Source organism: Pseudomonas sp. 18173 (genome assembly GCF_050432945.1).
Classification (GTDB): Bacteria; Pseudomonadota; Gammaproteobacteria; order Pseudomonadales; family Pseudomonadaceae; genus Aquipseudomonas.
This window is the reverse complement of record NZ_JBKFTN010000001.1, coordinates 1-15,265: the sequence shown is the minus strand read 5'-3', so window position 1 is coordinate 15,265 and position 15,265 is coordinate 1. Positions and strand designations below refer to the sequence as shown.

Sequence of the window (15,265 nt, the reverse complement as noted above, 5' to 3'; positions counted from 1 at the left end):
ACTACACTGTGCAGTGTAATGTTTTGTTAATCCTGCCCAGTCAAAAATAGAAAGTCCGGCTGATGCGTGCGTGCCTTGGCCATTTATCGTCCCAAAGCGGAAAATCGCGTTGTGCGCGGTTTTTCTGGAGTCATTCAGACATGGCCAATTCAAACTCCCCGGCGGACAACGCCTCCACGCCTGAAGCGTCCCGACAGGCTCAAGGGCAGTATCAGAACTTCACGCCGATCCAGCGTTTAGGCTTTGGCAAAACCATGGGCATCCTGTGGAACGCGTTGTTCCACAAACCGCAAAACACCCGCCCGAGCGCGCCCGTCCCGGTGCAAGCCCTGACTCAAGCCGCACTGATCGCAGCGCCCAACCACAGCGTCTATCGCCTGGGCCACTCCACCGTGTTGCTCAAGCTGCGCGACAAGTTCTGGATCACCGACCCGGTCTTCGCCGAGCGGGCCTCGCCTGTGCAATGGGCCGGCCCCAAGCGTTTCCACCAGCCACCGATCAGCCTGGAACAATTGCCACCGATCGAAGCGGTGATCCTGTCCCACGATCACTACGACCACCTGGATCATCAGGCGGTGTTGAAGCTCGCGGACAAGACCAAACACTTCCTGACCCCGCTGGGCGTAGGCGATACCCTGATCAAGTGGGGCATCGACGCCAGCAAGGTCCGCCAACTGGATTGGTGGCAAGGCACGGAAGTCGATGGCATCCAGTTCATCGCCACCCCGTCGCAGCACTTCTCCGGCCGTGGCCTGTTCGACAGCAACAGCACCCTTTGGGCGTCGTGGGTGATGATCGACGGCGACACGCGCATCTTCTTCAGTGGCGACAGTGGCTACTTCGACGGCTTCAAACGCATCGGCGAACAGTACGGCCCGTTTGACCTGACCCTGATGGAAACCGGCGCCTACAACGTCGACTGGCCGCACGTGCACATGCAACCCGAACAAACCCTGCAAGCCCACCTCGACCTCAAGGGCCGCTGGCTACTGCCGATCCACAACGGCACGTTCGACCTGTCGATGCATGCCTGGTACGAACCCTTCGACCGCATCCTGGCCCTGGCCTGGGAGCGCAACGTATCGATCACCACACCGCAGATGGGAGAAGCGTTCAACCTGATGCATCCGCAGCGTGGTGGGGCGTGGTGGCTGGCAGTGGAAGGGGAGAGTGATCGTGTGGTGGTGCAGAACGCGTAGAGAGATGGGCCTCTGTAGGAGCGAGCTTGCTCGCGAAAAACATCAGGACAACGCGATCATTCAGACAACACGCGTTATCGTTAACGTCCATCGCGAGCGAGCTCGCTCCTACAGGGGGGCATTTATGGTCGGTCAGTGAGTTGGCTCACTCCACCATCGCAAAATCCGCCCGCCCAACCGGATTCGGCGTCGACCCTCTCACATTCATCCCTCGCCCCGGCGCAAACCCCGGGAAGAACACCAACCCTTCGGCTTCAAGCCGATAGGCCAGCGCCAGGCGCGTGACATCCAGCACCTCCTGGCGTGCCTCGAAGCGTTGAATGGCCTCCACCGAGACCCGGGACTCCCGCGACAGCTCTTGCACGCTCCAACCCAGCATCGCTCGGGCCTGGGCGCAGTGGGTCGGGGTGAATTGGAAGAGGGCGATACGTTCCAGGGTGATTTTCATCGCTTGAGAGGCCATGGTGTTCTCCGGGCTCGAGAGTGCTGGTTCAAAATGTACTGTGTTTTTGTACAGTTGTTTTGAGCCCGGATCAAACGCATTTTTTGATTTGTCTTTTCAGGCAGACGAACGGCGCTGCGCTTACTTGCCCGCCAACCCCGGCGCCTCCCGCACGATAAAGTGATCCAGATTCTCGATGTTGGCGCTGAACACCCCGAACGTCTGCTCGGGGTTTTTCTTGCTCGGCACCTGCTTCAGTTCCGGCGTCACCCCATAAAAGAAGCAGTACAACGCCCGCCCGCTCTCGATGGCGTGCTTGATCTCCTCCAGGAACGCCTTGCGCTTGCGGTAGCTGTCGATCAGCTTTTTGCTCAGGTAGACATTGACCGAATAAGGCTTCTTCTCGAACCAGACCTTCTTCTCGAAGTCGATGCGCAAACTCAGGGTGTAGTCCTTGATCTCCTTGACCTTGCCCCAGTAGATCAGCCCCTTGTTGTCCTGCAGATATTCGATCTTCTTGAAAAACGAGCCGTAGGGCGCGGTGTGCTCGCCAACCTTCAGCGGCACGCGCTTGAGCAAATCCTTGTCGTCGAAGTTCGACACAAAACACTCCACCGGGTGGGCGAAAACGCTGGTCTTGTCCGGTGCCGATTCCCTGCCCGGTTGCTCGACATTGCCTGGCGCCGAAGGCGTCAGCGACGCATCCCGCCCCCCATCCGCCGCGAGCTTCGGGCTGGACGGCTTGCGCACATACTCGCGTCTGGTCAGTAACAATTCTGACGGGAAATGCTCCTCGCGAATGTCATCCGTTTCCGCATCCTCCACACCCGACGCCGGCGTCTTCAGGCTCGCATAAGGGCACCCCTCGACATGCCGCGTACTCGGCAGGTTCTTGAAGTGTGGCGTGCGCACGTAATTCACATTCTTCGCGTTGAAGGTGCCCAGCTCATTGCTCGCATCGAACGCCAGACGACAGGCATCGTTGGGGCACTGGAAATGCTCCCTGGACGAATCGAACGCCATCGTCTCGTCGAAATTCAGGTCCCGAACGTCATAGATCGACAACTTGTCGTCAAGGCTGAGGCAGTAGGCGAGGTCGAATTTCATGTCGGGTTCCAGGTCCTTTAGATGAACAGCTTCCAGTGCTGACGCATTCGAAGCAATAGCTACACTGAGATCACTTCAAGATCGCCAGGTCTGCACAGTCCCCCAAAGAGGGCGGTTTCATGAGCCAATCAGATGCTTCGCCGCCCCTCCCGGAGCCGGGCCGGATAGCACGCCGGGATGAACAGACCGGATGGCGCCGCTGGCTACCGGGGCTGGGCATGCTGCGCGAATACCAAGCGGCATGGTTGCGTTACGACATCGTGGCCGGCCTGGTGCTGACCACGATGCTGGTGCCGGTCGGTATCGCCTATGCAGTGGCGTCGGGCGTGCCCGGTATTTATGGCCTGTACGCGACCATCGTTCCGCTGCTGTTCTATGCCTTGTTCGGCCCCAGCCGGATTCTGGTGATGGGGCCGGACTCCTCCCTGGTGGCTGTCATCCTTGCGGTCATCATTCCACTCTCCGGCGGCGACCCGCAGCGAGCCGTCGCCCTGGCGGGGATGATGGCGATCGTTTCGGGAGCGGTGTGTATCCTGGCCGGCATCGCGCGCCTGGGTTTTATCACCGAGCTGCTGTCCAAGCCGATCCGCTACGGCTACATGAACGGCATCGCACTGACCGTATTGATCAGCCAGCTGCCCAAGCTGTTCGGTTTTTCGATTGAGTCTGACGGTCCTTTGAGCAGCCTGTGGGCCATCGCTTCGGCGGTAATGGAAGGAAAGGTCAACTGGACCACCTTCACGGTCGGCGGGCTCACCCTGGCAGTGATCCTGCTGCTCAAAAGAAGACCGCAATTGCCGGGCATCCTGATCGCCGTGGCAGGCGCGACGGTCGCCGTGGGTGTATTCGACCTTGCGACACGCGCCGGTGTGTCGGTCCTCGGTTCGCTCCCGCAAGGCTTGCCGGGCTTCGCCATCCCCTGGATCACCCGCGCCGATATCGTTCCGGTCGTGATCGGCGGCTGCGCCGTCGCGCTCGTCTCGTTCGCCGACACCAGCGTGCTGTCCCGTGTCTACGCGGCGCGCACCCGTACCTACGTCAACCCGAACCAGGAAATGGTGGGCCTCGGCATCGCCAACCTCGCAGCCGGTTTTTTTCAAGGCTTCCCGATCAGCAGCAGTTCGTCACGGACGCCCGTGGCCGAGGCCGCCGGTGCCAAGACCCAAATGACCGGGGTCGTCGGCGCACTGGCGGTGGCCTTGCTGCTGGTGGTGGCACCGGACCTGCTGCAACACCTGCCGTCCAGCGCACTGGCGGCGGTCGTGATCGCCTCGGCCATCGGCCTGATCGAGATCAGCGACCTGCGCCGGATCTATCGCATCCAGCGCTGGGAATGCTGGCTGTCGATTGTCTGCACGGTCGGCGTGGCCGTGTTTGGCGCGATCGAGGGCATCGGCCTGGCCATCGTCATCGCAATCGTTGAATTCCTCTGGGATGCCTGGCGCCCGTATTCCGCGGTATTGGGCCGCGCCGAGGGGGTCAAGGGCTACCACGACATCACACGCTATCCCGACGCACACCTGATACCCGGCCTGGTCCTGTTTCGCTGGGATGCGCCCTTGTTTTTCGCCAACGCCGAGCTGTTCAACGACCGCGTGCTGGACGCCGTGGCGGCATCGCCCACACCCGTGCGCTGGCTGGTGGTCGCCGCAGAGCCGGTCACCAGTGTGGACGTGACCTCCGCCGACATGCTGGCCGAGCTGGACGACACCCTGCACGCGGCGGGAATCGAGTTGTGCATTGCCGAGATGAAAGACCCGGTCAAGGACAAGCTCAAGCGCTTCGGGCTGTTTGCGCGACTGGGGGAGACGGCGTTTTTTCCTACGATCGGGACGGCTGTGGAGAGCTATGTGGCGAATTACCAGGTGGATGACAGGGAGCGGGAGGATGAAGGGAAGTGATTGCCGTGAAACCCGCGAGATCGAAATAGAAACTTCACATCAAGGAGCGAACCATGCCGAACAACTGGCCCGCCGGGATTGAACACGTCGTCGTGCTGATGATGGAAAACCGTTCGTTCGACCATTTGCTGGGGGACTACACAAGCATCAATCCCGCGTGTGACGGTATCAACCGCAAGGCGCCCAGCACCAACCCGCTGAAGCTGGCCAACGGCAGTTCGACGGTGATCACCCAGGCGTCGGAGTTCCCGGAGAACTACAGCCTGTGGGCGCCGCCGCCCCCTCTGCCTCCGGCGCTGCCGCCGGGCAACAGCGAGGGTTTCGACCTTGGCCACGAGTTCGTCAACGTGGAGAAGCAACTGGGCGTGTCCTTCAAGACCAGCCCGGCCAACCCCACGCTCGCCGGCTTTGCCCAGGACGCCTACGACAAGGCCCGCAGCGACCTGAAGGTGTACAAAACCTGGTCGCAGTCCATGGCCCAACGGGCGATGAACTACATCCCGTTCGGCGCCACGCCAGCGCAGGATACGTTGCCGGCCATCCAGGGACTGGCGCGTAATTTCACCGTGTGTGATCGCTGGTTTTCCTCAGTGCCGGGCCCGACCTGGCCGAACCGTTTTTTTGCCATGCTCGGCAGCTGCAATGGCCACCTGCTGATGCCTTCCACCGGCACGGTGTTGGCCGGCATCAAAAGCCTGATCGCGCAGTTCGGTGGCGAGAGTATTTTTTCGCTGCTGCGCAACAACGGCCACGACGCGCGCATTTATTCCGATGGCGCGATCCCGCTGGCGGCGCTGGTCAAGGGTGGTTTGCAGCACCTGAGCATCGACGACTTCAAGTCGGACGTCGCCGGTGACAGGCTCCCTGAACTGTCCTGGATCGAGCCGAGCTATGGCCTGCTCAATGGCAAGCTCGGGCCCAATGTGTCGCATCATCCACCCGAAGATCTGCGCTTCGGCGATCAGTTTGTCGGTGAGGTGTTCAACGCCTTGTCGGCCAATACCGCTGTCTGGAACAAAACCCTGTTCGTGCTGCTGTACGACGAACATGGCGGCTTCCATGACCACGTGGTGCCGCCAACTTGCGTGGCGACCGGTTCAACGGCCGATGTCCCGTGGAAAAATCCCTTCACCCGTCTCGGCGTTCGGGTGCCGGCGATCCTGGCTTCGCCGTGGCTCAAGCCAGGCTTGATTCCCTGGACGGGCAACGTCCAGGCCCAGCATTACGATCACACCAGCCTGCTGGCGTTTCTTTGCGATCATTTCAAATTGCCGCGCAGTGCCCTCGGTCCACGGGTGGTCGCCGCGCAGCACTTCGGCAATGCGCCCATCTGGCGCGCTGCACCGGGCGTAACGGCTGCGCCAAAACTGGCGGCCACCGTGGTGCCAAGTCGTGTTGGATTGCCGTTGATCGAGTCCGAACTGGCGACCCAGAGTCGGCAAGTGGTGGACAGCGCCACCGGTTACCTCGACGGCCTCGACCCAGAGCAGATCTGGAAGAGCAGCGCGCAATGGGTCAGCGGTTTTCTCGGCAACCGCAGCCGCGCCTTGGCTGATCCGGCTCAGGCCGCGCTCACGCCGGCCGCGCCCAGTGCGGACAGCCTGGAGGCGAAACTGCGGCGCCTGCAGGATTTGATGGTCACCGCCCAAGGTCAAACCGTTCGACCTGTTGCAGTACCTGCGAGCAGAGCCTTGGCAGAACCGGGAGCGGAAATCGCACCAACACGGCTGCGCGTCCTGTGCCTGCCGGGTGTCGGCTACACGCCAGCCGGCCAGGGGCAGGGCGGCATCGATGCGAACTGGCAGGACCAATGGCGCACATTGATCCGTACTCAACTGGCACAGAACGGTCGCCCCATCGATGACCAGGACATCGACTTCCTGTCCTTCGACGAGCAACTCAAGGAGGGGCCGGACTTCGCCCAGATCACCCGAGGCCTGGCAATGCTGAGCTCCGACGCCAGGGGCAAGGCCGACGAGAATTTCGGCAGTTGGGGCCTGCCGGTCAACCAGATGTTGCGCACCACCGTCGGCGCCATCGTGCAATGGATCGAAGACGCCGAGTTGCGCACTGAGCTGACGCAACATCTGTTGGCGAAGGTCGAGGCATTCAATCCGCAGATCATCTTCGCCCAAGGGCTGGGCAGCCTGATCGGCTACGACGCCCTGCGCCGCTCGGTGGCAAAAAAAGGCTCGGCCCTCAAGCGCATCGATGGCCGAGTGTTCGTCAGCTTCGGCTCACCGATCGCACTGCCGCTGGTGATGCGCGAAGTGTGGGGAGGGCGGGTGCTGCGCCTGAGCGAAAACGGCCGAGGCATCCGCCGCTGGTTCCACCTCCACAACCCCAACGACGGCTTGCTGACCCGGCCGATCACCTCGCCGGATTCAGCGCGGGTCGACCTGCAAACCGAGTTCATCGTGCCGCTGCGCGATGACCTGCTCGACCTCAATCACGCCGCCCAGGCCTACTTGTCCTCACCCACCAGCCAGACCGACCTGTGGCCGCAACTGGCCCGCGATGTGGTGGCGGCGCGAGCGCTGGAAGTGCCGGCGTTCCTGTCCCGTAGCGGCCAACGCAAACGCCGCGCCCTGGTGGTCGGCATCAACGACTACCTCGACCCGAGCGCACGCCTCGAGGGCTGCATCAACGACACCTACCTGATCAGCCGCATGCTTCAGGAAAGCGGCTACGACGCCGGCGACATCCGCTTGCTGCACGACGCCCGGGCGACCCGGGCCAACTTCGTCGAACGCCTCGAATGGCTGGTGGAAGGCGCTCGTGCCGGCGACGAGCGCGTGTTGTTCTACTCCGGTCACGGCACCCAGTTGCCCGTCTACAGCAGCAGCGGCGAAGCCGACTGCATGGACGAGACCCTGGTGCTCCACGACTTCGACTGGGACGACGAAAGCACCCACTTCACCGACAAACTGTTCCGCCAGTTCTACAGCCACCTGCCATTCGACCCGGACGGCCATGGCGCCAAACTCACCGTCATGTTCGACTGCTGCTACGCCGGCGGCATGACCCGCGGCAATGGCCGCGTGCGCGGCATCACCCCACCCAGCGACATCCGCCACCGCATGCTGCGCTGGGACCCCTACGCCGGCGACTGGGACCGCCGCGTCTACGCCACCGACGCCGACCGCCGCGACTTCAGCGAACAAGACAACAAAACCCGCGGCCTCACCCGCACCCGCACCACCCAAGGCGCCGCCACCGGCCTGCGCCCCGAGAAAAAAGCCCAATTGCTGCGCCAAACCAGACTCTACGGCCACCACGGGCCCTACATGCCGCTGATGCTCTATGCCGCGCGGGAGAACGAAAAGGCCAGTGAATGTGTGGTGGGCTCCAACCACTACGGCGCCTTCACCTATGCCCTGGTTGAACAACTGCGCAAGTTGCATCAGGAGGATGCGACGTTGGGGTTTGATCAGTTGATTGAGCGAGTGGGGAGTGTGTTGAGCGCGAGGTCGTTGGGGCAGACGCCGGAGGTTGTTGGGCCTAGTGGGGTTAGGGGGGCGGTTTGTCCTTGGCGGATTAGTGGGTTGGGGAGGTGATCTCGTAACCGCAATCACAGCCAAAGAATAGGGTCGCAGGATAATCCTGCGGCCCTGATACATAGACGTTTCCAAGCCAGCCGCTGAACCCCTGTGGGATCGAGCCTGCTCGTGATGGCACCGGTGAATTTGACGCATAAACAAAACCAGTAACTGGAATCCCCGAGTGGAGTTCGTCCCGCAGAACGTCTGCTTGATAACCAGTGGTCGAATGCTTCCAATCTCCGCAGCAGATCTACCTATCTGTACTGCTTTACCCGTGATGGCAATGTAGTTACCGTTGTAGGATTAATCTCCTGCGGCTGTAGCCTGTTTCCATTGTCGGGTTTTGGTTCCTATAACTCCTACCGACTTTGATCGAGCCGCCACCACGCGATGCCCCTTTTTTGCTCACGTAGCCAAGGAAAGCGACTCGATGACCTCGCCTGCACTCAACCAGATTTTGTTTGGCCCCCCCGGTACCGGGAAGACTTTCGCCACCATTGAGGCAGCGCTAGAAATCCTCGCCCCTGAGTTTCTTCAGACCAACAAAGAAAATCGGGCTGCGCTGAAGAAGCGCTTCGATGAATTAGCTGCAGACGGACATGTCGAGTTCGTCACCTTTCATCAAAGCTTCAGCTACGAAGACTTCGTTGAAGGCCTACGCGCGGAAAGCGGAGACGACGGACAATTGCGCTATAAAGTTGTTGATGGTGTGTTCAAAAAATTATGTACCACTGCCAAAGTAACCCAACAAGCGCCCGCAGCAGAAGTGAGTCATGGTGCTCTCTTTACTAAGGGCGAAACCTTTGGTTCAGGGTACGTAGTCACAAGCTCATCCACAGAGTTACTCAACTTAGTTAAGCCCAACGGTAAAGAGTTGCCGGTTGGCATGAACATGCTTAACACGCTTGCTGAATATGTGCGCGCAGGACGTTTAACCGTCGCAGATATTCGCAACAAGCAGGTTTTTGACAAGGTGCCAGAGACTATGCTGGAGCCGTATCTCATCAATGGCTACAACAATATTTTGCCGCTTTTGGTGGCGCGCATATTGGATGGGCGATCCAAAGTCACCGAGGTTGAGCCTAAAACTCAACCTTACAATGCTCATGTACTCATCATCGATGAAATAAATCGCGGCAATATTTCTCGGATCTTCGGTGAATTGATTACGCTAATTGAACCGTCCAAACGTGCCGGGGCTGACGAGGCTTTGAAAGTAACGCTGCCGTATTCGAAGAAGCATTTCAGCGTACCGAACAATGTCTATCTCATTGGCACCATGAACACCGCTGACCGTTCATTGTCCGGTCTAGATGTCGCTTTACGTCGTCGTTTCACTTTCCGCGAAATGCCGCCTAAGCCTGAGCTGTTGGAACACATTACCGTGGGTGAACTCAATATTGGCAAGCTCCTGAGAGTGATGAACCAGCGAATCGAAATGCTGCTAGATCGAGATCATTGCCTAGGACACGCGTACTTTATGCCGCTAGACAGCGACCGTACGCTGGAACGATTGGGGCAAATCTTTCGCGAGCAAGTTCTCCCGCTGCTGCAAGAGTATTTTTTTGAAGATTGGCAGCGGATTCAGTGGGTATTTAATGATCATCGCAAGTCCCCTGAAAATTGCTTTATCGAACAGCCGTCATTCAAGCCAGATTCGCTGTTTGGCGATCAAGTAGTTCTCAACAACCAAAATAATCAATGGCTGATCAACGAAAAGGCCTTTTCCCGGATCGAGTCTTATTGGGGTGTCATCGATCACCAAGCAGTGCTTCCACAGCTGCAAGACGCTATTGAAACTGAAAAAGGTGACATCCAGATTCATCAGCTTGAAAAAGGCGTGACGGCGTGAAACCCGTCATCACGGTTCGCGAATACGCGAGGCTGACGACAGATTACATCGCTGTGCCTACGCTAGATCTTGCTCAAGTATCGGTTTCAGCTTTTGACTGGTTGTGTAAATTAAATACCTCCTTCAGCAACGCTGGGGCGGGGCTTGTCCAGCTCGAAAACCGTTGTTTGCTCAAGCTCGACAACTACATCGGCGTATTGGAAACACCCTGTGGTACGCGTCTTGAAATTCTTCCCAAGCATTTCGAGAGCGAGGACTGCATCAAGCAGAGCAGAGCGTTGCTGAGGCGCATGATCCAAGCCTCCCTAGATTTGCCCACCCGTGAAGTCGGTGCGGCGGATCTTCAAAGTTTCGATGCGCCGTTGAGCGAGTGGGTCATGGGCCGATTCCTATTGGCTCTGGATCACTTGATTAAACGAGGCCTACGTTTTGATTACCAGCGAGTGGAGGAGGAGCAACGCTTTCTGCGTGGCCAATTGGATGTGGTCAAGCAAATGCGCCAGCCACCTGGGCACCAGCATCATTTTCAGATCCGGCACGATATCTATTTGCCTGACCGACCGGAAAATCGCTTACTCAAATTCGCGTTAGATCAGGTCTGCAAAGCCACAAAAGACGCTGGTAACTGGCGACTGGCTCACGAGCTAAGAAGTGTGTTGTTAGAGGTTCCAACAAGCTGCGACGTGCAGCAGGACTTCAAGCAATGGAGTAACGAGAGACTGATGGCGCACTACGTACCGGTGAAACCATGGTGCGAGCTGATCATCAATCAACAAATGCCTTTAGCGGTCGCTGGGGATTGGCACGGCATGAGCTTGTTATTCCCTATGGAAAAGCTATTTGAGCGATATGTAGCTGCGAGCCTAAATAGGGATTTGCTGCACGATGCGCGACTGCTCACCCAAACCCGCAGCGAACATCTGTGTCAGCACAGGGGTGAAAACTTCTTCCAGCTGCGGCCGGACCTGATGATCCACCATCAGCAGAAAATCTGGGTGCTCGACACAAAATGGAAGCGACTGAGTTCTACGGGAGGGGATAAAAATTACGGTTTGAAGCAGTCCGACTTTTATCAGTTGTTCGCTTATGGTCATAAATACCTAGCGGGGGATGGAGAGTTGGTGCTGATCTACCCTAGGCGAGCTGCGTTTGATGCTCCATTGCAGGTGTTCGAGTTCACACCACAACTCAAGCTCTGGGTGCTGCCATTTGATTTGGAGCAGGGCATTTTGATGGGTGGGCCTGAGGGATTGCCGCTGCAATCTCAGTGGTCACAGACGGCCAGTGGTTAGTCGATTGGACGTTCGGCGGGCCAAATCTATATAGGGTGCGGAAGGTTGCACCCTTTTTGTGACAGCCTGTTAAAACAGAAAAAACTGCGAAACCTTCCGCCACCAAGACGTCTGCTGCTGGCCCAGCAGTAAACAAGGCATATCCCGCAACCGTATCCACGGCTCATCCTGCCAATGCAGCAAGCTCAACGACATCTCCGGCCAATCCAACAAACTCAGCATCGGCCGATCCGAATTGTCCGACTGCTCCGCGTCACGTAAGGCCGGCACCACTTGATGGGTGATCCACTCACGCAGCAACCGATTTCCAGGCGCGTAGTGATACACCAACAGTGCATACACGCCAGATTCACTGAGCATCAACTGTTTTTCCGGTTGCCGGTAATATTCAATCCACAATGTCCGGTGCTGGTCCTTGTCTAGCTTGTTGACCATTCGCTCACTTAGATGGAAACCCATCAAGCGGCCGATATCACGGGCGCAGAACCAAGGCTGGTTTTCAAGGAGGAGGGCGTGTAGAGGGAGGTTGTGGCGAGTGAAAAATGTCGAAATGTACGGATCAGATATGACTGATCTTTGAGGTGCCGCAGAGCGGTGGTGCGTGTCGGCTGGCATTTCCATTACCCCTACGTATGAAGTTGATGAGGGCCGAACCCGACGTAGAGGATCTAAGAAATCCCAACAAGCTATCCCCTTCGGACACAGGAATACGCATTTATAGCTGATGACAGCATGCGGTCTGTGTGGCGAAGTTAGCTTCTACGTTGGGCGTTTCTTAGGCACCTGGGATAGATCTTAGAGTCGCTTTGAATGGTCTTCAATGCGGAAGGAGCTGGAGTTTCCGTAGGAGTTTTAACGATTGCTGGAGCTGCAAGTAAGAGTTTTCCTACCCCACCAAAAAGCCCCGATCAGATCGGGGCTTTTTGGTTTTCGATTTGTCGACTCAAGTCGTCAAATCGCGGCTAGCTTAGGAATCAATCCCAGCTCAAAGCCCCACCAGTCTGATACTCAATAACCCGAGTCTCAAAGAAGTTCTTCTCCTTCTTCAAGTCCATGATCTCGCTCATCCAAGGGAACGGGTTAGTGGTCCCTGGGTACTCTTCCTTCAACCCAATCTGCGACAGACGACGGTTAGCGATGAACTTCAGGTAGTCCTCCATCATCGCCGCGTTCATGCCCAACACGCCGCGAGGCATGGTGTCACGCGCGTATTCGATCTCCAGCTGAGTGCCCTGCAGGATCATCTGCGAAGCTTCTTCCTTCATTTCGGCGTCCCACAGGTGTGGGTTTTCGATTTTGATCTGGTTGATCACGTCGATGCCGAAGTTCAGGTGCATGGATTCGTCGCGCAGGATGTATTGGAACTGCTCGGCGACGCCGGTCATTTTGTTACGGCGGCCCATGGAGAGGATCTGGGTGAAGCCGCAGTAGAAGAAGATGCCTTCCAGAACGCAGTAGTAGGCGATCAGGTTGCGCAGCAGTTCTTTGTCGGTTTCGACGGTGCCGGTTTCGAACTTCGGATCGGAGATCGAACGGGTGTATTTCAGGCCCCAGGTGGCTTTTTTCGCGACCGACGGGATCTCGTGGTACATGTTGAAGATCTCGCCTTCATCCATGGCCAGCGATTCGATGCAGTACTGGTAGGCGTGGGTGTGGATCGCTTCTTCGAAAGCCTGGCGCAGGATGTACTGGCGGCATTCCGGGTTGGTGATCAGGCGGTACACGGCCAGGACCAGGTTGTTGGCAACCAGGGAGTCGGCGGTGGAGAAGAAGCCGAGGTTGCGCATCACGATGCGGCGCTCGTCGTCGGTCAGGCCTTCCGGGTTTTTCCAGAGGGCGATGTCGGCGGTCATGTTGACTTCTTGCGGCATCCAGTGGTTTGCGCAGCCGTCCAGGTACTTCTGCCAGGCCCAGTCGTACTTGAAGGGTACGAGTTGGTTGAGGTCGGCGCGGCAGTTGATCATGCGTTTTTCGTCAACGGCGACACGGGCGGAGGCGCCTTCGAGTTCGGCGAGGCCTTCGGCAACGTCGAGGGAATCCAGGGCGGCCTTGGCGCGGGCAACGGCGGCGGAGTCAGCGGCGGTCACGGCACGGGCTTCCAGGGCGGCGGCACCGCCAGCGCTGTCGAGACGGTCCATGTTGGCTTCGGCGGCGTGGCCAGCGTTGGCGCTCTTGACTGCTACTTCCGTGTCTTCTTTGTCGAATTCGTCCCAGCTCAGCATGACGTGTCGTCTCCTGCGTGAGGGCCAGTGTGCCCGTGTGAAATTGGATAGGTCGGTTTTTCACACGGCCTTACTGGCCGCGTTGGATGTCGTTTTTTGCCGCGGTGCACGCAGGCAAATAAACCTGATTTTGTACGGGGTTCCGAGAGCCTCTGAGGGGCGCGGAAATCGGTGAGGATTTCGGCGTGGGCTTCAGACTGGCTGTTGTCCCTGTAAGGGAATATTGCAGGCCCGTTTAAGGCGGCATTATAGGGAAATTTTTCCGGTCGTGGTGGGGCGAATCCGCGCATGGAGCGGCCGAGAGGGCAGGTTTTTCGGTCAGAGCGAGGGTTTATGGGGCTTTGCCGGGGGAAGATTTTTTTTCGTAAAAATGGCTTGACTCAGGTTTTGCTTAAAAAATGAGCAGAAAAAGCGATTTTTTACTACATGTTGTGTTTTGGATGGCTTTTCGGCGACTCCAGACACAACTAGGCCCGGCCGAAGCCGGGCCATGAAGTCACGCTGGTGGCTCAGCTCAGGCGAGCGGCACCGACGTGATCGGCACCATCGGCGGCGAGGCGGGCGGCGCCGGTGTGGTCAGCGCCGTCGGAAGCGAGTTTGCCTGCGCCAATGTGGTCTGCGCCATCGGCTGCGAAGGATGCTGAGCCGGTGTGGTCGTAACCGTCGGAAGCGACGGAGGCTTCGCTGGTGTAGGCGGCCGAGCCGGTGCGATCGTAACCATCGGCGGCGAAGGTGTTGGCAGCCAGCACGGAGAGGGTAAGGGCGAGGATCAGTTGGGTTTTCATGGTCAGTGCTCCAGATTCTTGGGCGTCGTTTGTCTTGGGTTGCAATTGATACTACGCCGACTATTTCGATTAAAAAGCGCAAATAAATGCTTAAAATAATCGAATTAATCGATCATAAAGGTTCGGCGCTTCATCTGCCTGATTGCGGCGGGTGGGTCGAACCTTTTCGGGGGAGGGGTGTAGCAGGAGGTCAGCCGTTAGAGCAGCCGTTGCCCATCGCGCTGTAACGCAGGATATGCCGTTGACCGTTGGAATCTTCGTATTCCATTTTCATTGGCACAACTTCACAAACATTCGGGGCTTCGCTCATGGAGATCACTTTGGCGATGTCCAGGTTCATCGAGTAAGTGTATTCCTCAATGGGTGGTTGTTGCTGCGCGACATCAGTCGGGACCTCGCTTGCCATGGCACTTACGCACACGCTGCTGAGGGCCAGAACCAATAAAGCTTTCATTTGAGTTTTACCTTTCTAAGGTCGAGTGGGTTCACGCAACCTTTTTGGGGTTGCGTGTGGAGCTGAACTACTGGGTTTGGGTTAACTGCCTTCGTGGGGGCTGTAACTTGGTTAACTCAGGTTGCCGGGTTGGCGTGGCAGATTTTAGGGGGGGCGGATACGTTCATATAGACGTGGTTTTGATAAACACCTTTGACAGATCCTGTAACAATCCCCGAATAACGTTGTAGGAGCGGGCTTGGCCGCGATGAACCTGAGGGTTCCGCGGGGTGTCAGGCTTGGCGCGTTATCGTTGACGACCATCGCGAGCAGGGCTCGCTCCTACAGGGAGCTGTGGGCGGAGTAGAGCTATTCACGACATTTTGTAGGGACTTGTTACTACCATCGTCGAATGGTTCTATAGGCCCGGCCCGGGCTACAACAGGGTCATACAAAAACAACTATTCCACCGAGGTAAGAAAGATGAGTG

At 57.9% G+C, this 15,265-nt stretch carries 11 protein-coding genes; 5 read left to right on the top strand and 6 right to left on the bottom strand.

Features of this window, described 5'->3' with window-relative positions; genetic code table 11:
• The first annotated feature begins 140 nt into the window (after window positions 1-140).
• Entirely contained in the window at window positions 141-1,199 is a 1,059-nt protein-coding gene (locus tag ACLD1X_RS00055) for an MBL fold metallo-hydrolase (RefSeq protein WP_429365602.1), read from the top strand.
• 145 nt (window positions 1,200-1,344) lie between these two features.
• Here ACLD1X_RS00055 and ACLD1X_RS00050 read toward each other — a convergent pair whose 3' ends face one another.
• Window positions 1,345-1,662, bottom strand: coding sequence for an XRE family transcriptional regulator (locus tag ACLD1X_RS00050; protein WP_429365601.1), 318 nt, complete (start codon window positions 1,660-1,662; stop codon window positions 1,345-1,347).
• Between the two features lie 120 nt (window positions 1,663-1,782).
• Window positions 1,783-2,748: a hypothetical protein gene (locus ACLD1X_RS00045; RefSeq protein WP_429365600.1), complete on the bottom strand. Its 966-nt coding sequence runs from the start codon at window positions 2,746-2,748 to the stop codon at window positions 1,783-1,785.
• A gap of 119 nt (window positions 2,749-2,867) precedes the next feature.
• Here ACLD1X_RS00045 and ACLD1X_RS00040 point away from each other — a divergent pair, with 119 nt between their 5' ends.
• The 4 genes from ACLD1X_RS00040 to ACLD1X_RS00025 all read left to right on the top strand — a co-directional run bounded on the left by ACLD1X_RS00040 (window position 2,868) and on the right by ACLD1X_RS00025 (window position 11,335).
• Entirely contained in the window at window positions 2,868-4,649 is a 1,782-nt protein-coding gene (locus ACLD1X_RS00040) for a SulP family inorganic anion transporter (protein ID WP_429365599.1), read from the top strand.
• A 53-nt stretch (window positions 4,650-4,702) separates the two neighbouring features.
• Complete coding sequence (locus tag ACLD1X_RS00035; protein WP_429365598.1) at window positions 4,703-8,206, top strand: alkaline phosphatase family protein; 3,504 nt, start codon at window positions 4,703-4,705, stop codon at window positions 8,204-8,206.
• A 415-nt stretch (window positions 8,207-8,621) separates the two neighbouring features.
• The gene (locus ACLD1X_RS00030) at window positions 8,622-10,043 is read left to right on the top strand and encodes an McrB family protein (RefSeq protein WP_429365597.1); all 1,422 of its coding nucleotides are present in this window, start codon (window positions 8,622-8,624) and stop codon (window positions 10,041-10,043) included.
• On the top strand, window positions 10,040-11,335 hold the full coding sequence (locus ACLD1X_RS00025; RefSeq protein ID WP_429365596.1) for an McrC family protein: 1,296 nt from the start codon (window positions 10,040-10,042) through the stop codon (window positions 11,333-11,335). Before ACLD1X_RS00030 ends, ACLD1X_RS00025 begins: the two co-directional genes overlap by 4 nt.
• 69 nt (window positions 11,336-11,404) lie before the next feature.
• On the opposite strand, the gene ACLD1X_RS00020 is transcribed toward ACLD1X_RS00025, so the two are convergent.
• The 4 genes from ACLD1X_RS00020 to ACLD1X_RS00005 form a co-directional block, all read right to left on the bottom strand.
• On the bottom strand, window positions 11,405-11,950 hold the full coding sequence (locus ACLD1X_RS00020) for a BRO-N domain-containing protein (protein ID WP_429365919.1): 546 nt from the start codon (window positions 11,948-11,950) through the stop codon (window positions 11,405-11,407).
• Window positions 11,951-12,309: 359 nt separating this feature from the next.
• Entirely contained in the window at window positions 12,310-13,557 is a 1,248-nt protein-coding gene (locus ACLD1X_RS00015; protein ID WP_008022799.1) for a ribonucleotide-diphosphate reductase subunit beta, read from the bottom strand.
• A gap of 509 nt (window positions 13,558-14,066) precedes the next feature.
• On the bottom strand, window positions 14,067-14,342 hold the full coding sequence (locus ACLD1X_RS00010; RefSeq protein ID WP_429365595.1) for a hypothetical protein: 276 nt from the start codon (window positions 14,340-14,342) through the stop codon (window positions 14,067-14,069).
• 190 nt (window positions 14,343-14,532) lie between these two features.
• Window positions 14,533-14,796, bottom strand: coding sequence for a DUF2790 domain-containing protein (locus tag ACLD1X_RS00005; protein WP_096509435.1), 264 nt, complete (start codon window positions 14,794-14,796; stop codon window positions 14,533-14,535).
• Between the last annotated feature and the right edge of the window lie 469 nt (window positions 14,797-15,265).